We start from the raw sequence: 16,345 nt of genomic DNA, 5'->3' as shown, positions 1-16,345 counted from the left end.
AGAAGGAGAACTCCGGACCATTAGCCCTGCTTTATAAGAATTCATGCTTTACGTTGTTTCACCGTACCCGACAATAACAACACAGAGAGAACATTGTCATGAAATTACGTTTAACGCTGTTAACCGCTGCAACCCTGACCGCTTTGTCTTTTACTGCCCATGCGGCAGAGAAAGGGACAATTATGATTATGGTGAATTCACTGGATAATCCGTATTACGCGTCGGAAGCCAAAGGCGCCAGTGAAAAAGCTCAGGAGTTAGGCTACAAAACCACCATTTTGTCGCACAGCGAAGATGTAAAAAAACAGAATGAATTGATTGATACCGCTATCGGCAAAAAAGTTCAGGGCATCGTTCTGGATAATGCGGATTCAACGGCCAGCGTTGCCGCTATTGAAAAAGCGAAAAAAGCCGGTATTCCCGTCATATTAATCAACCGCGAAATTCCCGTTGATGATGTGGCACTAGTGCAAATTACCCATAATAACTTCCAGGCAGGTTCTGAAGTTGCCAACGTTTTCGTTGAGAAAATGGGGGAAAAAGGGAAATACGCCGAGCTGACCTGTAACCTCGCCGATAATAACTGTGTTACCCGTTCGAAATCTTTCCACCAGGTTATTGACCAGTTCCCGGATATGGTCAGCGTCGCCAAACAGGATGCGAAAGGAACGCTTATCGACGGTAAGCGAATCATGGACAGCATTCTGCAAGCCCACCCGGATGTGAAAGGCGTCATCTGCGGTAACGGTCCTGTTGCGCTGGGCGCAATCGCCGCGTTGAAAGCCGCAAATCGCAATGACGTTGTGGTCGTCGGCATTGACGGCAGCAACGATGAACGCGATGCGGTGAAAGCCGGTACATTGCAGGCCACCGTCATGCTGCAGGCTCAGGCTATCGCCGCACAAGGCGTGACCGATCTGGATAACTACCTGCAAAAAGGGGTGAAACCAGAGAAACAGCGCGTCATGTTCCGCGGCATTCTCATCACCAAAGATAACGCAGATAAAGTACAGGATTTCAATATCAAGTCCTGATCTCGGGTAGTTGCGCCTCTTAGGAGGCGCAGAGGAGAACATTATGTCTAAAAAAGCCTGGCTGGCGCTGGTCGTATTGACCGTAGGGGGATGCCGCATTGTCTCGCAGCAGGAGCTTGCGGATCTCAAATCTCCGCCCAATCCCCATATGTCCAATATAGACCAAACGTGGCAAAACAAAATTGTGCCGCAAATTGTTGGGCAGGCTCGTCCGGTGGCAGATTTAATGGCTGCTTTACAGGCCGAGAAGGATTTCGATAGTGCCTGTAAAAAGCTGGGCTATCGCGCTCAGGAAGAGAACCCCTGCATCTTTTACGTCAAAGTCGAAGGCAAAATTGGCACGATCGATACCGCCTCCCGCAGCGGGAAAATGACCGTCGCGGATAAAAGCGGTAGCAATATTATTGTTCAGATTGGTCCAACGCTACGCGGCACACAATTACGCGACGCCTGGAAAGGCGCGACTTATGGTGATTTTAACGACCAGGTCTTATTTGGCGAGTATGGTCGCGCCATTAACGACCAGGCGATAAAAATGATTCAGGCAACCCAACTTAAAACCGGCGAACCCACGCAAGTGTATGGCGTATTTTCTGCCTGGGATATTCCTCAGACGATCCCTGATATTACGCCCGCAAAAATTGAACCGGCAGGAGGACAATAACATGCAACAGCAAGATATCGTCGCTCCCCAACCCGCCGAATCGGAAGTGATTATCGAAACCCATAGCCTGTCTCGTGTCTATCCTGGCGTGGTGGCATTAGATAACGTCAATTATCGGGTATATCGGAATAAAGTGAATGTTCTGATCGGAGAAAATGGTGCGGGTAAATCCACCATGATGAAAATGCTTGCTGGTGTCGAAACCCCATCCTCCGGTCAAATTTTTCTGGATGGTACCCCTGTTTCGATGAATTCGACGCATCAGGCCGAAAAATTGGGTATCAGTATTATTTTTCAGGAGTTGAATTTATTCCCGAATATGAATGTCATGGACAATATTTTCATGGCTAACGAGTTTTTTCAGAAAGGGAAAATTAATGAAAAATATCAGTACGCGCTGGCGCAAAGCCTGCTCAAGCGACTGGAACTGGATGTTGATCCGTATACACCCTTAGAAGAACTGGGGATCGGCCATCAGCAACTGGTCGAGATTGCCCGCGCGCTCTCGAAAGATACGCGCGTCTTAATCATGGATGAACCGACCTCCGCGCTAAGCCAGTCTGAAGTCAAAATCCTGTTCAACGTGATTGAACAGCTCAAGCGCCGCGGCGTCACCATTATCTATATTTCCCATCGACTGGAAGAGCTCATGGAAATTGGTGACTACATCACCATTTTCCGCGACGGCCGCTTTATTAGCGAGCGTCCGGTCAGCGATGCCAGCATTCCGTGGATCATCGAACAGATGGTGGGTGATAAGAAAAAACACTTCGATTATCAACCGGCCCCGCAAGGCGACACGGTTCTCGCGGTGCAGGGACTGACAGCGCTCCATTCCAGCGGCGGCTATAAGCTCAATGACGTGTCGTTTAGCCTGAATAAAGGCGAGGTGATTGGGATCTACGGTCTGCTGGGCGCCGGACGCACCGAACTGTTCAAAGGGCTGGTGGGTCTGATGCCCTGCCAGAGCGGCAGCGTTCAACTCAACGGCGAGTGCATCGATAACGCCCACTTTCAGTCACGACTTAAAAAAGGGCTGGCGCTGGTGCCGGAAGACAGACAGGGCGAAGGCGTCGTTCAGATGATGTCGATTCAGTCCAATATGACGCTCTCTGACCTCAGCCTGCAGGGGTTTCGCCGGGCCTGGAAATGGCTGAACCCGCACAAAGAACAGGACAGCGTGAAGGAGATGATTCAGCAACTTGCCATCAAAGTGAGCGATCCCGAGCTGCCCATCACCTCACTCAGCGGTGGAAACCAGCAAAAGGTGGTGCTGGGTAAAGCGTTAATGACGCAGCCGCAGGTGGTGTTCCTTGATGAGCCGACCCGCGGCATCGACGTGGGGGCGAAAACTGATGTGTATCACCTTATCGGCAAAATGGCGCAACAAGGCCTGGCAGTGATGTTCTCTTCATCAGAGCTGGACGAAGTGATGGCGCTGGCGGACCGCATTCTGGTGATGGCTGATGGCCGGATCACCGCTGATGTCCCCCGTCATGCAGTCACCCGCGAGAAGTTGATCGCGGCTTCTACACCGCAAGATTAATCAGGCTGGAATCCATCATGAACCAGAAATATATGATTTACATGTACCTGCTGAAGGCCAGAACGTTTATCGCTCTGCTGCTGGTCATCGCATTCTTCAGCGTGATGGTACCGAATTTCCTGACCACATCTAACCTGCTGATTATGACCCAGCACGTTGCCATTACCGGCTTACTGGCGATTGGGATGACGCTGGTTATCCTGACCGGCGGCATTGACCTGTCGGTCGGCGCCGTTGCCGGCATCTGCGGCATGGTGGCGGGCGCGTTACTCACCAATGGTTTGCCCATCTGGGGCGGGAACATCATCTTCTTCAACGTGCCGGAAGTTATCCTCTGCGTCGCCATCTTTGGCGTTCTCGTTGGATTCGTTAATGGAGCGGTCATCACCCGCTTTGGCGTTGCGCCTTTCATCTGTACCCTCGGCATGATGTACGTTGCCAGGGGCTCTGCCCTGCTGTTTAACGACGGCAGCACCTACCCCAACCTTAACGGTATGGAGGCGCTGGGCAATACCGGTTTTGCCACCCTGGGCTCCGGCACGCTGCTCGGGATTTACCTGCCCATCTGGCTGATGATCGCCTTCCTGGTCCTGGGCTACTGGATAACCACCAAAACCCCGCTCGGTCGCTATATCTACGCGATTGGCGGTAACGAATCCGCCGCACGACTCGCCGGTGTACCGATCGTCAAAGCGAAAATTTTCGTCTACGCCTTCTCCGGGTTGTGCGCCGCCTTTGTTGGGCTGATTGTCGCGTCTCAGTTACAAACGTCGCACCCGATGACCGGCAACATGTTTGAGATGGACGCCATCGGCGCCACCGTTCTGGGTGGAACCGCACTCGCCGGCGGTCGCGGACGGGTATCCGGATCCATCATCGGGGCCTTCGTCATCGTCTTTCTGGCCGATGGCATGGTGATGATGGGCGTCAGCGATTTCTGGCAAATGGTCATTAAGGGCGTCGTTATTGTCACCGCCGTGGTTGTTGACCAGTTCCAGCAAAAGCTACAGAACAAAGTCATTCTGATGCGTCGCCATGAAGAGAAACAGGCGACGGCACCCTCGGCAAATACCGTATCCAGTTAAGTAGCATCACTGCGCCGGGCATCGACTGTCCGGCTTATACAGGGGAAAGAAATATGCAACGTGATTTTCATGGTAAGACGGTCGTCATCACCGGTGCATGCCGGGGGATTGGCGCAGGCATCGCCGAACGTTTCGCCCGGGACGGCGCAAACCTGGTGATGGTCTCCAACGCTGAGCGCGTTCACGAAACGGCAGAACAGCTGCGCCAGCGTTACCAGGCTGACATTTTATCGCTACAGGTTGATGTCACTAACGAAGAGCAGGTACAGGCATTGTATGAGCAGGCGGCTGCGCGCTTTGGCTCGATTGATGTCTCCATCCAGAACGCGGGTGTGATCACCATCGATTACTTTGACCGAATGCCGAAAGCAGATTTTGAGAAAACCCTCGCCGTCAATACCACAGGCGTATGGCTCTGCTGTCGGGAAGCGGCGAAATATATGGTTAAACAGAATCACGGCTGCCTGATTAATACCTCTTCCGGCCAGGGACGTCAGGGCTTTATCTATACCCCGCACTACGCCGCCAGCAAAATGGGCGTGATTGGCATCACGCAAAGCCTGGCGCATGAACTGGCACCGTGGAACATTACCGTCAACGCCTTCTGTCCGGGGATCATCGAAAGCGAAATGTGGGATTACAACGACCGCGTATGGGGGCAGATCCTCAGCACCGATGAAAAACGCTATGGCAAAGGTGAACTGATGGCGGAATGGGTTAAAGGCATCCCCATGAAACGCGCGGGTAAACCAGAAGATGTCGCCGGGCTGGTCGCCTTCCTCGCTTCTGACGATGCACGCTATCTTACCGGACAAACCATCAATATTGATGGTGGCCTGATTATGTCGTAATACCCGACGGGGTATTTGTGAAGAGAGTTATCACTATGATCGCAAAAGATTTTGCTCAACAACTGTTTAACCTGCAAGGACGCGTTGCTTTCGTCACGGGTGCAGGGAGCGGCATCGGTCAGACCATTGCCTGGGCGCTGGCCAGCGCGGGCGCGCGGGTCGTCTGTTTTGATCTGCGCGAAGACGGCGGACTGAAAGAGACGGCTAATCATATCGACGCGATTGGCGGCCAGGCGGCGCTCTATACGGGAGATGTTCGCCAGCTTAGCGACCTTCGCGCCGCCGTCGCCCTGACCAAAGAACGGTTTGGTCGTCTGGATATCGCGGTGAATGCCGCCGGTATAGCCAACGCCAATCCGGCGCTGGAAATGGAAAGCGAACAGTGGCAGCGCGTTATCGACATCAACCTCACGGGCGTATGGAACTCCTGTAAGGCCGAAGCGGAACTGATGCTGGAATCTGGCGGCGGCTCAATCATCAACATCGCCTCGATGTCCGGAATCATCGTTAACCGTGGTCTTGAACAAGCGCATTACAACAGCTCGAAAGCGGGGGTTATTCACCTCTCGAAGAGCCTGGCAATGGAATGGATTGAGAAAGGTATTCGCGTGAACTCAATCAGCCCGGGCTACACCGCCACACCGATGAATACCCGCCCTGAAATGGTTCATCAGACGCGTGAATTTGAGAGCCAGACGCCAATCCAGCGAATGGCAAAAGTTGAAGAGATGGCCGGTCCGGCGCTGTTCCTCGCCAGTGATGCGGCTTCATTTTGCACCGGCGTCGATCTCGTTGTTGATGGCGGATTTATCTGCTGGTAAACCGAAATTCGCCCGCAGCCGTGACTGACTGCGGGCGATAGATAAAGCGGGTGCCGTCTCATCCAGACCTGACAAGCGGATATGCGGGGATAGCTCCCCGCATAACGGCTACTTCTTCGATTCGTAAGCGAGAACGGCCTTAAACTCAATACCACGCTCCCTGACGCTGAACTCACAGAGTGAATCCCGCACGAGGAGTGTGAATCCCAGCACCGTAATGCAGAGTGCGATGACTGCCATTAAGGCATATTTCGTCAGCATGTATTGCCTCCATGCGAAGAAGAGACTACCATCCGAATTGTTCAGGTTTGGATTGGTAGCCTCAAGGTTGATAGAACTATCTCCTTGGGGCTTTCTTCTTTCCAGACCTCAGCAACGGCCTGAAGCTAGAAAGCATCAGGCACCCGCCGTTATCGTACTCTCCTTCCCTCCTGGTACTGTATATTTACACAGCAAAAACTCATTTTCGGAAAACATTTAGACCGTCCTACATACCCGGGAACAGCACGCCATTTCCCGGTGCTTCGCGATCCAGATGGATGAAGTTCAGATGGCGTTCATACTGGTCGAGAATATCGGTAATCACCTGCTCTTTGCTGTAGTCCATCAGGTCATTGCCCTGACTGCCCTCCAGCAGGAAGGTCTCCAGACGGTAATAGGTCGATTTCCCGCTGCGCGCGCGATAGGTAAAGCCCGGAATCGCATATTTCTGCGGCCAGATTTGGTAGATAAAGTTACGTTCATCGCCCATGTGTACCCGTAAATCGAGGTGTCCCAGACTTCCGCCTTCCACAGGCGGCAGACTTTTCAGTTCGACATGCGCGCCACGCAGTGTTAACTCCTGCGCCACCTCTTCCATCGCCGGAAAGCACACGTTCTCCATCATTTCGCGGGTATAGCGCGTGCCGGGATAGTTCATCAGCCGCGACAGGCGTTTTTTCCAGCTCAACCGATCCTGCACGCCCATGGGTCGCGGCGCCGTATTCCGGTTAGCGCTCTCACGGCGATAATCTTCCACCTTCAGCGACTTATACAATCCCGCCATAATAAAGAAAATGACAAAGCTGAACGGCAGTCCCATGATCACCGTCGTGTTCTGCAAGGCTGAAATCCCGTTCGTCATCAACATTCCCAGCGTCAGCAAACCGATCGCCACCGACCAGAAGACGCGCAGCCATGACGGGGCATCACTGTTGATATCCTTCAGTTTCGAGGTGAAATTCCCCAGCACCAGCGCGCCGGAATCCGCTGACGTGACATAAAACAGCAGGCCCGTGATGGTGGCCACCGACGCGCTGAAGGTAAACGCCGGATACTGCGCCAGCAGGCTGTAGAATCCGCGTTCCGGATGCGCCATCGCCTCCTGGGCAAAGCCCGCATCGCCGTGGATGATTTCATACAACGCGCTGTTGCCGAACACCGATAGCCACAGCAGGGTAAAGGTGAACGGAATAATCAGCGTTCCGAAGACAAACTGACGGATGGTACGCCCACGTGAGATTCGCGCAAGAAACAGGCCGACAAACGGCGACCAGGCCACCCACCACGCCCAGAAAAACAGCGTCCAGTTATTCATCCACTCAACCGGGCGATCGAAGGCAAAGCTGTTGAGCGTCATGCCCATAAAGCGATTCACATAGTCGCCCACGTTCAGCACCAGGGCATTGAGCAGGAATGAGGTATCGCCCATAAACAGGACGAAAAGGATCAGCCCCAGCGCCAGCAGAACGTTAAGCTCTGAAAGCACGCGGATACCCTTATCCACCCCGGAAGTGACCGAAATCGTGGCAATCACCACCGACAGCACAATCAACGCCGCTTTCGCCGCCATCGAATCCGGAATATCAAACAACACGCTCAGGCCATAGTTGAGCTGAACCACACCAATTCCCAGCGTCGTGGCGATACCAAAAATGGTGCCAATGACGGCAGCGATATCAACGCTATGCCCAATTGGCCCGTTAATGCGTTTACCAAAGATAGGATAGAGCGCGGAACGGATAGTCAACGGCAGGTTATAGCGATAGCTGAAGTATCCCAGCGCCATGCCCATCAGGGCATACATCGACCAGCCGGTCAGGCCGTAGTGGAATAGCGTCCAGACCATTGACTGACGCGCCGCTTCAATCGTCTGCCCCGCGCCTTCCGGCGGCTGCATATATTGTGTTACCGGCTCCGCCACGGAAAAGAACATCAGGTCGATACCAATCCCGGCGGCGAACAGCATGGCGGCCCAACTGAGCAGGCTGAATTCCGGTTTCGACTGCTCCGGCCCGAGTTTGACCGAGCCAAAGCGCGAGCAGGCGATGAAAACAACAAAGACGATGTACAACGTGGCCGCCAGCAAATAGTACCAGCCGAAGGTTTTTGAAACCCAGTTCAACGTCCGGCCAATCCAGACGGCGGAGAAATCGCTAAAAAAGATGGTGGTCAGGGAAAACAACAAAATCAGCCCGGCGGACGTGTAGAAAACCACCGGATTGATTTTGTCCTTTTCTCTGCACTGTGGAAGGTCTGACATCCAGTATCCTCACATTTTTTGTAACTATTAAAAATCAAATTCGCAACAATTAAGACACATTTTATATTGAACGTCCAATCAAAAACCGCTTTAATGGTTAAACAAAACTGATGAATGGAGTCCCAAAATGCCCAAACTGGGGATGCAGCCGATACGGCAGCGGCAGTTGATTGACGCCACGCTGGAAGCGATAAATGAAGTCGGGATGCACGATGCGACGATTGCGCAAATCGCCCGTCGTGCCGGGGTCTCAACCGGGATCATTAGCCATTACTTTAAGGATAAGAATGGATTGCTGGAGGCGACGATGCGCGACATCACCAGCCAGCTGCGTCACGCCGTTTTGCATCGACTCCATGCGCTACCGGGGGCGCGTGCGGAACTACGATTGCGGGCCATCGTGGCGGGAAACTTTGACGAGACCCAGATAAGTCATGCCGCAATGAAAGCCTGGCTGGCGTTCTGGGCCAGCAGCATGCACCAGCCGATGCTGTACCGACTGCAACAGGTCGCCAGCAAACGCCTGCTGTCGAACATTGTTGCCGAATTTAAGCGCGAGCTGCCGCGTGAACAGGCGCAACAGGCGGGTTACGGATTAGCGGCGCTGATAGACGGGCTGTGGCTCCGTGCGGCATTAAGCGGTAAGCCGTTTAACCTCAGCCTCGCCCAGGCGCTGACCACCCATTTCATCAGTCAGCACTTGCAAAAAAGTCACTGACTCACCGAGGAGAACGCATGTCACGAATGGCAGAACAACAGCTTTATATTGATGGTGGCTATACCGCCGCCACCAGCGGTCGGACTTTTGAGACGATCAATCCTGCCAATGGCGAGGTCCTTGCCACCGTACAGGCCGCAAGCCGTGAGGATGTCGACCGCGCGGTGAAAAGCGCGCAGCGCGGACAAAAAATCTGGGCAGCGATGACCGCTATGGAACGTTCACGCATCCTGCGTCGGGCGGTGGAGATTCTGCGCGAACGTAATGATGAGCTGGCAAAACTGGAAACGCTGGATACCGGCAAACCGTTCAGCGAAACCGCCAGCGTCGATATCGTGACCGGTGCAGACGTACTGGAATACTACGCCGGGCTGATCCCCGCGCTGGAAGGAAGCCAAATCCCCCTGCGCGAGACCGCCTTCGTTTACACCCGACGCGAGCCGTTGGGCGTCGTCGCCGGGATTGGCGCATGGAACTACCCGATTCAAATCGCGCTGTGGAAATCCGCGCCGGCGCTGGCGGCAGGCAATGCGATGATCTTCAAACCCAGCGAAGTCACTCCGCTAACCGCCCTGAAGCTGGCGGAGATCTACAGCGAAGCCGGTTTACCGGACGGCGTCTTTAATGTCCTGCCGGGTGAAGGGGCGGAAACGGGCCACTATCTGACCGAGCATCCGGGCATTGCCAAAGTCTCCTTCACCGGCGGCGTCGCCAGCGGTAAAAAAGTGATGGCGAACTCTGCCGCCTCCTCGCTGAAAGCGGTGACGATGGAACTGGGCGGTAAATCGCCGCTGATCGTTTTCGAGGATGCCAACGTTAATCTCGCCGCCGATATCGCGATGATGGCGAATTTCTACAGCACGGGCCAGGTCTGTACCAACGGAACTCGCGTGTTTATTCCGGCGCGGATGAAAAGCGCGTTCGAGCAAACCATTCTGTCTCGCGTGGCGCGGATCCGCGCAGGCGATTTGTTTGATCCCGCCACCAATTTTGGCCCGCTGGTCAGCTTCCCGCATCGCGAAAATGTCCTGCGCTATATCAAAAGCGGTAAAAACGAAGGCGCAACGCTGCTTTGCGGTGGCGATGTGCTGAAGGGCAGCGCGTTCGATCACGGCGCCTGGGTTGCTCCTACGGTGTTCACCGACTGCCACGATGAGATGACCATCGTACGCGAAGAAATTTTCGGCCCGGTGATGGCGATCCTGACTTACGAGAGCGAAGACGAGGTCATTCGCCGCGCCAACAACACCGATTACGGTCTGGCGGCGGGCGTCGTCACCCAGGATCTCAACCGCGCACATCGCGTCATTCACCAGCTTGAAGCCGGGATCTGCTGGATCAACACCTGGGGCGAATCCCCTGCAGAAATGCCGGTTGGCGGCTACAAGCATTCCGGCATCGGGCGTGAAAATGGCGTAATGACGCTGCAAAGCTACACCCAGGTGAAATCCATCCAGCTCGAGATGGCGCCCTTCCAGTCTGTATTTTAAGCAGGAGGTTTCATTGCATTTTGACTACATCATTATTGGTGCCGGCTCCGCTGGCAATGTACTGGCAACACGACTGACGGAAGACAGCAATACCACCGTTCTGCTTTTGGAAGCGGGCGGTCCGGATTACCGTGCAGATTTCCGCACCCAGATGCCGGCAGCGCTGGCCTTCCCGTTGCAGGGAAGGCGCTATAACTGGGCGTATGAGACCGAACCTGAACCGCACATGAACTACCGCCGTATGGAGTGCGGACGTGGCAAAGGGCTGGGCGGTTCCTCGCTGATTAACGGCATGTGCTACATCCGTGGCAACGCCCTGGATCTCGATCGCTGGGCGGAAGAACCCGGACTTGAGCACTGGAGCTATCTCAACTGCCTGCCCTATTACCGCAAAGCGGAAACCCGCGATGTGGGTGCGAATGACTATCACGGCGGCGATGGCCCGGTCAGCGTGACCACGTCAAAACCGGGGGTAAACCCGCTGTTTGCAGCGATGATCGAGGCGGGTGTCCAGGCGGGTTACCCGCGAACCGATGACCTGAACGGCTATCAGCAGGAAGGCTTTGGCCCGATGGACCGCACCGTCACGCCACAGGGGCGTCGCGCCAGCACCGCCCGGGGTTATCTGGATCAGGCGAAAAAGCGCCCGAACCTCACTATCGTGACTCATGCCCTGACCGACCACATCGTTTTTGACGGTAAAAAAGCGGTCGGCGTGGAGTGGCTCGAAGGCGACAGCACCATCCCCGTCAGCGCGACGGCCCGAAAAGAAGTGCTGCTGTGCGCGGGCGCGATTGCCTCGCCGCAGATCCTGCAACGTTCCGGCGTGGGCGACGCCGCGCTGTTAAAAGCGCATGCGATCCCGTTGGTTCACCATTTGCCTGGCGTCGGTGAAAACCTGCAGGATCACCTGGAGATGTACCTCCAGTATGCGTGTAAAGAGCCGGTCTCTCTCTACCCTGCCCTGCAGTGGTGGAACCAGCCAAAGATCGGTGCCGAATGGCTGTTTGGCGGGACTGGCGTTGGGGCCAGTAACCATTTTGAAGCGGGCGGATTTATTCGCAGCCGTAAAGAATTTAGCTGGCCGAACATTCAGTACCATTTCCTGCCGGTAGCCATTAACTATAACGGTTCGAACGCGGTGAAAGAGCACGGTTTTCAGTGCCACGTCGGCTCGATGCGCTCGCCGAGTCGCGGTCATGTGCAGATAAAATCGCGCGATCCGCGCGAGCATCCGGCGATTCTGTTTAACTACATGTCAACGGAGCAGGACTGGCAGGAATTCCGCGATGCGATTCGCCTTACCCGTGAAATCATCAACCAGCCGGCGCTGGATAAATTCCGTGGGCGGGAGATAAGCCCAGGCATTGACTGTCAGAGCGACGAACAACTGGATGCGTTTGTGCGTAACCACGCGGAAACCGCGTTTCACCCCTGTGGCACCTGTAAAATGGGCTTTGATGAGATGGCCGTGGTCGATGGCGAAGGCATCGTGCACGGCGTGGAAAATCTGCGCGTGGTGGATGCGTCAATCATGCCGCAAATTATCACCGGCAATTTGAATGCCACGACCATCATGATTGGCGAGAAAATCGCCGATGCCATTCGCGGTCGTGCGCCGCTGGCAAAAAGCACCGCGCGCTATTACGTGGCGGGCGATGCGCCGGTACGCAAACCGGCACTGCGCTAATCGTGATTTCCGCTCTGATAACAGAGCGGAGTTTCGCTTGTCGCTACCGACACTGCGCCAGGGTTTGCCGCTGTTGGCCGTGTTCGTCAAAATTCTCCGGCGCTAACCAGCGCTGCAATGCGCGGTCACACTCAGGCCACTCACCATCAATCATCGACAACCAGTCGCTGTCCCGATTGCGGCCTTTGCGCACAATTTTCTGGCGAAAGCGGCCTTCGAATACAAACCCTAACCGCTCTGCCGCCCGACGCGACGCCAGGTTCAGAGAGTCACATTTCCACTCCACGCGGCGATACCCCAGCGCAAACGCATACCGCAACAAGAGCCAGACGGCTTCCGTACCCAGTACACTGTTTTTCATCCGCGGCGACCAGGTGACATGGCCGATTTCAACGCTGCCGTGCTCCCGTTCAAGCGCCATAAAGCAGACCAGCCCCACCGCACGTTCAGCGCGAGTATCCACGACAGTGAAAGGCACCAGCGCGTCATCGTTCGCTTTCCCGCAAAGCCAGTGGAACGTCGCCGCAACGCTGTCGGGCCGACTGCTCGCCAGCCACGTCCAGTCCCGCTCGTCGTCGGCCTGGGCATAGGCGTCGAACAGATCGCCAGCATGACGTTCCGGGTCAAGCGGCTCAAGACGACACCAGCGGCCTTCCAGCACGGTTCGTTCCAGAACCGACGCGCCATGCCAGTCCGGCAGCGCGTCGCCAACCGTCTGACCATACTGATTCATTTCCGGCACAGCTCACTCCTTACGCAACGATAAAATCTGGTTATAGCAGTTCCCGATTCGTCTTCAAAGCGCCACTTTCAGATTTCTTCTACCGCTGCGGATCTCCCCATCGCTTCTATACTGAAAGCAAATCACCTGGGAAACGAACGCCATGCCACTACCCGATTTTCACGTCTCGGAACCGTATACCCTCGGAATTGAACTGGAAATGCAAGTGGTGAATCCGCCAGGTTATGACCTGAGTCAGGACTCTTCGACGCTGATTGCCGCGGTGAAAGACCGGGTGAGCGCCGGAGAGGTGAAGCACGATATCACCGAAAGCATGCTGGAGATGGCCACCGACGTCTGCCACAGCATCGATCAGGCCGCCGCGCAGTTTTCCGCCATGCAGCAGGTGATCCAGCAGGCGGCGGCTGAGCATCACCTTGAAATTTGCGGCGGCGGCACACATCCGTTTCAGAAATGGCAGCGCCAGCAGGTATGCGACAACGAGCGCTATCAGCGCACGCTCGAACGCTTTGGCTATCTCATCCAACAGGCCACCGTGTTTGGACAGCACGTCCACGTCGGCTGTCCCAGCGGAGATGACGCCATTTATCTGCTGCACGGGCTGTCACGCTTTGTCCCACACTTCATTGCGCTCTCGGCGGCGTCACCTTATATGCAGGGATCTGACACCCGCTTTGCCTCGTCGCGCCTGAATATCTTCTCCGGTTTTCCCGATAATGGCCCAATGCCGTGGGTCAGCAACTGGCAGGAATTTGAGGGTTTATTCCGGCGGCTCAGCTATACGAACATGATCGACAGCATTAAGGATTTGCACTGGGATATTCGCCCCAGCCCGCATTTTGGTACCGTCGAAGTGCGGGTGATGGATACGCCGCTGACCCTGTCACATGCGGTAAATATCGCCGGATTAATCCAGGCTACCGCCCACTGGCTGCTAACCGAGCGTCCGTTTAAGCATCAGGAACGAGATTACCTGTTGTATAAATTCAACCGCTTTCAGGCCTGCCGCTATGGGCTGGAAGGCATTCTGACCGATGTGCATACTGGCGATCGCCATCCGTTGTCAGAGGACACCCTGCGCCTGCTGGAAAAGGTGGCACCATCGGCAGATAAAGTGGGCGCGACCAGCGCCATCGAGGCGTTAACCCGCCAGGTGAAAAACGGCCTCAATGAAGCGCAGACAATGCGTGAGTTTGTCACCGGGGGCGGTTCGCTCATCGGACTGGTGAAAAAACATTGTGAGATCTGGGCAGGGTAAGCGGAGCGGGTTTGCGTTAGCCGGGAAGATCCCGGACAATGGCTTTTTTAACTCAAGTTTAACAATGCCATGAAACACCCGCTTGAATCCCTGATGACCGCCGCCGGTATTCTGCTGCTGGCTTTTCTCTCCTGCCTGCTGCTTCCGGCGCCGTCGCTGGGACGGGTACTGGCGCAAAAGCTGGTTGCGACCTTTCATCTGATGGACCTCAACCAGCTCTATACGCTGCTGTTTTGTCTGTGGTTCTTAGCGCTTGGCGCTGTTGAATATTTCGTGCTTCGCTACGTCTGGCGTCGTTGGTTTTCGCTGGCTCACTAAGCCAGTGAAATCCCGCATTCCATAGACCAGCGCTTCACACCACGCGGCATAGTCGTGACCGCTTGACCACGGGTGAAAGCTGACCGTGTAGCCTTTCTCCCGGAGCACCTTTTCAAACGCCAGCGTATTGCGATAAATCCCGCCGTTTGGCCCCTGCGTTTCAAAGCGTCCGGCCTGCAACCAGAATTTCACCGGATAACGCGGCGATGCCTGATACTGCTGCGTCAGCCAACTGGCCTCCTCTCCTTTGGGTGCCCACCAGTAGGAACCGGACAGGCTCAGCACGTTGCCAAACAAGCGCGGATGGCGCAGCGCCACCCATGACGACGCTAATCCACCATAGCTGGAACCCGCCAGCACCGTTTTTTGTCGCGGGAGAGCAATACCCTGCTGGCGTAGCCAGGGCACCAGTTCGTAAGCCATAAAATCGGCAAACGTCGGGTTCGGCGGCAGCTCTTTACCGCGCCGTGAGTGATCGAGAGAATCCACGAACACTACGTTGATGGGCGGGAGTTGATGGCGGGCAATCAGCCCGTCGATAACCCGGTCGACATGGTATTCATCCAGATAGGTCTTGCCGTCAAACAGAATCAGCGTCCAGCGCGCGGGTTGCGCGGTGCGAGGGCGATAAACGGCCACTTCACGCGTATTGCCCAACCGCGCGCTGGTGAGCATTTTTCGCGTCAACGCGCCGTGACGCAACGGCTGCGAGATGGCCTGCGCGGAACAAAAACGGGATGGACTGAGATCGAGCAAAGACGACTGATTCCAGCGATCGGCAGACTTCGCGCCGATCGTCAGCGGATTGAACGGATCGGTCTGAGCGCTGACCAGAATGGCGCGGCGCTGATCGCGTGGCGAGCCGCTGACCCGCGGAACATCCGGCGCCAGCTTATACTGCATAACCGTATCCGCCGGGACAACATAGCTACGGAACCAGACGTCGGAATGGCCTAAGCGGAACAGCGGCTCGTGATCGCCCGCCGGTGAGCCAAAAAGAAAAACGTTCTGTTTTGCGCCACGCCAGAGAAAGGTCACGCGCTTATGATCGGCATCGAAGGGTTCCACCAGCGGCGTACCGTAACGCTGACGGTCCTGCCAGAATTCCGCGGTGCCTGCTCCCGCCTCAAGGGCTTTTTCCAGTTGCTGCAAAACGGGACTGACCGGGGCCACACGCTGGGTACGCGGTAATGGCGGCGTCTCTTTCATCTGCCAGGAGAAGCGCCAGCGCATCCCTTCGTTGCCGTGCAGCACCAGCGAGGTAACCTGTTGTTGAGGCAGTGAAAACAGCAGTTGATGCTCACCATCGGCAGGACCGCCTTCCAGCAGGGTACGAATGCGTCGATTTTGACCATCGAGCAACCGGGCATCGGTAATGCCGGAAAGCGTCGCGGAGACATAGTTTTCATTCAGGGCGGGGAGAACAAAACAGATTTCCCCACTGGCATCAAACTTCCCTTGCTGCTCCCCCTGCACCGGGGGTGTCGAACACGGCATTGCCTGAGCCGACACCGTCCCCAGCCCAAGAAGCAAACCACTCCATGCCATCTTCATTGGCCAACCATTCCTTATGAAATTTGTTAGCCACGCTAATGTAAATGGGAATT

General features: G+C 55.4%; 15 protein-coding genes. 11 read left to right on the top strand and 4 right to left on the bottom strand.

Annotated features, from left to right (window positions below; all coding sequences use genetic code 11):
- The first annotated feature begins 98 nt into the window (after positions 1-98).
- From OGY35_RS14610 to OGY35_RS14585, 6 genes are read left to right on the top strand one after another with little or no spacing between them, the layout of a single operon-like run.
- Entirely contained in the window at positions 99-1,034 is a 936-nt protein-coding gene (locus OGY35_RS14610; RefSeq protein ID WP_042320820.1) for a D-ribose ABC transporter substrate-binding protein, read from the top strand.
- A 43-nt stretch (positions 1,035-1,077) separates the two neighbouring features.
- Complete coding sequence (locus tag OGY35_RS14605; protein WP_286632648.1) at positions 1,078-1,698, top strand: DUF2291 family protein; 621 nt, start codon at positions 1,078-1,080, stop codon at positions 1,696-1,698.
- A 1-nt stretch (position 1,699) separates the two neighbouring features.
- Positions 1,700-3,244: a sugar ABC transporter ATP-binding protein gene (locus OGY35_RS14600; protein WP_152405549.1), complete on the top strand. Its 1,545-nt coding sequence runs from the start codon at positions 1,700-1,702 to the stop codon at positions 3,242-3,244.
- 17 nt (positions 3,245-3,261) lie between these two features.
- A complete protein-coding gene (locus OGY35_RS14595; protein WP_046477194.1) occupies positions 3,262-4,329 on the top strand; it encodes an ABC transporter permease in 1,068 nt (355 codons plus the stop codon).
- 53 nt (positions 4,330-4,382) lie between these two features.
- A complete protein-coding gene (locus OGY35_RS14590) occupies positions 4,383-5,180 on the top strand; it encodes a glucose 1-dehydrogenase (protein WP_042320827.1) in 798 nt (265 codons plus the stop codon).
- 35 nt (positions 5,181-5,215) lie between these two features.
- Positions 5,216-6,001 (top strand): SDR family oxidoreductase, encoded by a 786-nt coding sequence (locus OGY35_RS14585; RefSeq protein WP_152405551.1) that lies wholly within the window; start codon positions 5,216-5,218, stop codon positions 5,999-6,001.
- A 108-nt stretch (positions 6,002-6,109) separates the two neighbouring features.
- On the opposite strand, the gene OGY35_RS14580 is transcribed toward OGY35_RS14585, so the two are convergent.
- Together OGY35_RS14580 and OGY35_RS14575 are read right to left on the bottom strand one after the other, a co-directional pair.
- Positions 6,110-6,262, bottom strand: coding sequence for a Hok/Gef family protein (locus tag OGY35_RS14580; RefSeq protein ID WP_046477188.1), 153 nt, complete (start codon positions 6,260-6,262; stop codon positions 6,110-6,112).
- Positions 6,263-6,488: 226 nt separating this feature from the next.
- Positions 6,489-8,522, bottom strand: coding sequence for a choline transporter (locus OGY35_RS14575; RefSeq protein ID WP_286632647.1), 2,034 nt, complete (start codon positions 8,520-8,522; stop codon positions 6,489-6,491).
- Between the two features lie 127 nt (positions 8,523-8,649).
- Between OGY35_RS14575 and betI the strand changes: the two genes are divergently transcribed.
- The 3 genes from betI to betA are packed head-to-tail and all read left to right on the top strand — an operon-like array spanning position 8,650 to position 12,420.
- Complete coding sequence (gene betI, locus OGY35_RS14570) at positions 8,650-9,240, top strand: transcriptional regulator BetI (protein WP_102602324.1); 591 nt, start codon at positions 8,650-8,652, stop codon at positions 9,238-9,240.
- A gap of 17 nt (positions 9,241-9,257) precedes the next feature.
- Positions 9,258-10,730, top strand: coding sequence for a betaine-aldehyde dehydrogenase (gene betB, locus OGY35_RS14565; protein WP_286632646.1), 1,473 nt, complete (start codon positions 9,258-9,260; stop codon positions 10,728-10,730).
- Positions 10,731-10,743: 13 nt separating this feature from the next.
- Positions 10,744-12,420 carry a choline dehydrogenase gene (gene betA / locus OGY35_RS14560; RefSeq protein WP_286632645.1) on the top strand — a complete coding sequence of 559 codons (1,677 nt, stop codon included), beginning with the start codon at positions 10,744-10,746 and terminating at the stop codon, positions 12,418-12,420.
- A gap of 43 nt (positions 12,421-12,463) precedes the next feature.
- Here the strand turns inward: betA and OGY35_RS14555 are convergent, their stop codons facing one another.
- Complete coding sequence (locus tag OGY35_RS14555; protein ID WP_286632644.1) at positions 12,464-13,162, bottom strand: GNAT family N-acetyltransferase; 699 nt, start codon at positions 13,160-13,162, stop codon at positions 12,464-12,466.
- Positions 13,163-13,304: 142 nt separating this feature from the next.
- Between OGY35_RS14555 and OGY35_RS14550 the strand changes: the two genes are divergently transcribed.
- Both OGY35_RS14550 and OGY35_RS14545 read left to right on the top strand, forming a co-directional pair.
- Positions 13,305-14,420: a YbdK family carboxylate-amine ligase gene (locus OGY35_RS14550; protein WP_286632643.1), complete on the top strand. Its 1,116-nt coding sequence runs from the start codon at positions 13,305-13,307 to the stop codon at positions 14,418-14,420.
- A 69-nt stretch (positions 14,421-14,489) separates the two neighbouring features.
- Positions 14,490-14,738: a DUF1158 domain-containing protein gene (locus OGY35_RS14545; protein ID WP_286632642.1), complete on the top strand. Its 249-nt coding sequence runs from the start codon at positions 14,490-14,492 to the stop codon at positions 14,736-14,738.
- On the opposite strand, the gene OGY35_RS14540 is transcribed toward OGY35_RS14545, so the two are convergent.
- Positions 14,667-16,292, bottom strand: a complete 1,626-nt coding sequence (locus OGY35_RS14540; RefSeq protein ID WP_286632641.1) for an alpha/beta hydrolase-fold protein — start codon at positions 16,290-16,292, stop codon at positions 14,667-14,669. The two genes, OGY35_RS14545 and OGY35_RS14540, sit on opposite strands and share 72 nt — an antisense overlap.
- Positions 16,293-16,345: the final 53 nt, after the last annotated feature.

It is taken from the genome of Citrobacter sp. Ct235 (genome assembly GCF_030332305.1).
In the GTDB taxonomy this organism is placed as follows: Bacteria; Pseudomonadota; Gammaproteobacteria; order Enterobacterales; family Enterobacteriaceae; genus Citrobacter_A; species Citrobacter_A telavivensis.
Note: the sequence above shows the minus strand (reverse complement) of the source record. Positions and strands in the feature narration are given on the sequence as shown.

Excerpts from the sequence above, each read along its gene's own strand:
- OGY35_RS14610 (WP_042320820.1), top strand. The coding sequence starts at position 99 with ATGAAATTACGTTTAACGCTGTTAACCGCTGCAACCCTGACCGCTTTG.
- OGY35_RS14605 (WP_286632648.1), top strand. The coding sequence starts at position 1,078 with ATGTCTAAAAAAGCCTGGCTGGCGCTGGTCGTATTGACCGTAGGGGGA.
- OGY35_RS14600 (WP_152405549.1), top strand. The coding sequence starts at position 1,700 with ATGCAACAGCAAGATATCGTCGCTCCCCAACCCGCCGAATCGGAAGTG.
- OGY35_RS14595 (WP_046477194.1), top strand. The coding sequence starts at position 3,262 with ATGAACCAGAAATATATGATTTACATGTACCTGCTGAAGGCCAGAACG.
- OGY35_RS14590 (WP_042320827.1), top strand. The coding sequence starts at position 4,383 with ATGCAACGTGATTTTCATGGTAAGACGGTCGTCATCACCGGTGCATGC.
- OGY35_RS14585 (WP_152405551.1), top strand. The coding sequence starts at position 5,216 with ATGATCGCAAAAGATTTTGCTCAACAACTGTTTAACCTGCAAGGACGC.
- OGY35_RS14580 (WP_046477188.1), bottom strand. The coding sequence starts at position 6,262 with ATGCTGACGAAATATGCCTTAATGGCAGTCATCGCACTCTGCATTACG.
- OGY35_RS14575 (WP_286632647.1), bottom strand. The coding sequence starts at position 8,522 with ATGTCAGACCTTCCACAGTGCAGAGAAAAGGACAAAATCAATCCGGTG.
- betI (WP_102602324.1), top strand. The coding sequence starts at position 8,650 with ATGCCCAAACTGGGGATGCAGCCGATACGGCAGCGGCAGTTGATTGAC.
- betB (WP_286632646.1), top strand. The coding sequence starts at position 9,258 with ATGTCACGAATGGCAGAACAACAGCTTTATATTGATGGTGGCTATACC.
- OGY35_RS14550 (WP_286632643.1), top strand. The coding sequence starts at position 13,305 with ATGCCACTACCCGATTTTCACGTCTCGGAACCGTATACCCTCGGAATT.
- OGY35_RS14545 (WP_286632642.1), top strand. The coding sequence starts at position 14,490 with ATGAAACACCCGCTTGAATCCCTGATGACCGCCGCCGGTATTCTGCTG.
- OGY35_RS14540 (WP_286632641.1), bottom strand. The coding sequence starts at position 16,292 with ATGAAGATGGCATGGAGTGGTTTGCTTCTTGGGCTGGGGACGGTGTCG.